The following is a 1,811-nucleotide window of genomic DNA, read 5'->3' as shown; positions in this document are numbered from 1 at the left end:
GGCCGGGCCGAAATAGGGCTGCTGACGGCTGGGGCTCCAGTAGCGGAGGACTTCCAGCGGGATCGGTTTGTCCGTCACTGCGCAGCGCACGAAGCGGCCCGGCTTCAAGACGGCGAACTCGCCGTCGCCATAATGAAGAACGGCCTGATCTGCGGCGATTTTGTCCATGAGCGGACGATAGCGGGCGGCGGGCGGCGCGGAAAGAGGCTCAGGGCGCCGCGACCGCATCCGTGATCGGGCCGTCCGCGGCTGCGGGTCGGATCGCGCCGGCGGCGGGCGGCTTCGGCTTGCCGCCCATCCGGTCGGTGAACAGGAAGACGAAGGGGTTCAGCGAGATCGACAGCAGGGCGGCGGCCAGGATCAGGTCGTGGGTCTCGCGGCTCATGGCGCCCAGCGACACGCCGAGCGCGGCCAGGATGAAGGAGAACTCGCCGATCTGGGCCAGGGACGCCGCGACGGTGAAACCGGTCGGCCGATCCAGCTTGAAGGTTTGGGTGATGACCAGGGCCGCGACCGACTTGCCGACGATGACGATGCCCAGCACGCCCAGAACCGCCCAGGGCTGGCGCACCACGATCATCGGGTCGAACAGCATGCCGACCGAAACGAAGAACAGCACGGCGAAGGCGTCGCGCAGGGGCAAGGACCGCTCGGCTGCATTGTGACCCAGGGGCGAGGCGTTCATCACCAGACCGGCCAGGAAGGCGCCCAGCGCGAAGGAGTGGAACAGGAAATAGGCCAGCCAGGCGATGCCCAGGGCGATGGCGAGGACGCCCAGTGTGAAGAGCTCGCGCGACTTGGTGTGGGCGATGCGGATCAGCAGCCAGGGAATGACCTTGCCGCCGACGACCAGCATGCCGACGACGAACAGCACGACCTTGAGCAGGGTCAGGCCGACGTCTGCACCCAGGGCCGCAAAGTCCGTCTGTGTTCCGGCCGGGACAAGCACCATGGGCAGCATGACCAGGGCGATGACGATGACCAGATCCTCGACGATCAGCCAGCCCACGGCGATGCGGCCGATCTCGCCCTTGACCTGTTTACGCTCCTCAAGCGCGCGCAGCAGGACGACGGTCGAGGCGACGGACAATGCAAAGCCCATCAGCAGGGCCTCGACATCGCCCAGGCCCAGCACGAACCGGCCCAGCCCCCATCCCAACACGGTGGCGACGCCGATCTGAACCAGGGCGCCGGGAATGGCGACCTTGCGGACCTGCATCAGATCCTTGGGCGAGAAATGCAGGCCGACGCCGAACATCAGCAGAATGACGCCGATCTCGGCCAGTTGCGGCGCCAGTTCGGTGTCGGCGACGAAGCCGCCCGTATAGGGGCCGACGATCACGCCCGCGACGAGATAGCCCACCAGGGGCGACAGTTTCAGCCGATGCGCCAGCATGCCGAACACGAAGGCGAGGACGAAGCCCCCGACCAGGGTGAGAATCAGGCTGTCGGCATGCGGCATCAGGGCTCCTGTCGCGAGCGAAGGTGTGATTTGGGTAGGCTTTGCAGTTGGGGCGCGAGGGGCGGTTTGACAAGATGACGCAGTGTCGCGCGGGACTGAAAACAGCTTTGTCTTCGCGGCGTTCGGCCTGCGAAGTCTGGAGGGCTGGACGGAGCGCCGGGCCTTCGCCCGGAGTGTGAGTTTTGAGTACCGTTTCGACGAAGGGTATGACGCTCCGCGCGGGTGGTTGGCCTGCAAGCTCGGGGCGCCGAGCGGTGGCGGTCTTATCGCCTAACCCCATAAGCCTGCGACGGGTCGGCAGTCCCTGCGAGGACCGTCCCGAGTGCGGCCGAGTATCCCCCTCGACCCT

At 66.7% G+C, this 1,811-nt stretch carries 2 protein-coding genes; both read right to left on the bottom strand.

Annotated features, from left to right (window positions below):
• Nucleotides 1-168 (bottom strand): DUF2093 domain-containing protein (locus RT123_RS06345; RefSeq protein WP_313008448.1); only part of this gene is annotated, 168 nt, incomplete at its 3' end.
• 40 nt (nt 169-208) lie between these two features.
• Nucleotides 209-1,462 (bottom strand): cation:proton antiporter, encoded by a 1,254-nt coding sequence (locus RT123_RS06340; protein WP_153923263.1) that lies wholly within the window; start codon nt 1,460-1,462, stop codon nt 209-211.
• Nucleotides 1,463-1,811 lie beyond the last annotated feature (349 nt).

The organism is Brevundimonas vesicularis (assembly GCF_032067225.1).
Lineage (GTDB): Bacteria > Pseudomonadota > Alphaproteobacteria > Caulobacterales > Caulobacteraceae > Brevundimonas > Brevundimonas vesicularis_F.
This window is presented reverse-complemented; position numbering and strand designations above follow the sequence as displayed.

What these genes read in the sequence shown, in the direction of transcription:
- RT123_RS06340 (WP_153923263.1), bottom strand. Translation starts at nt 1,462, where the DNA reads ATGCCGCATGCCGACAGCCTGATTCTCACCCTGGTCGGGGGCTTCGTC.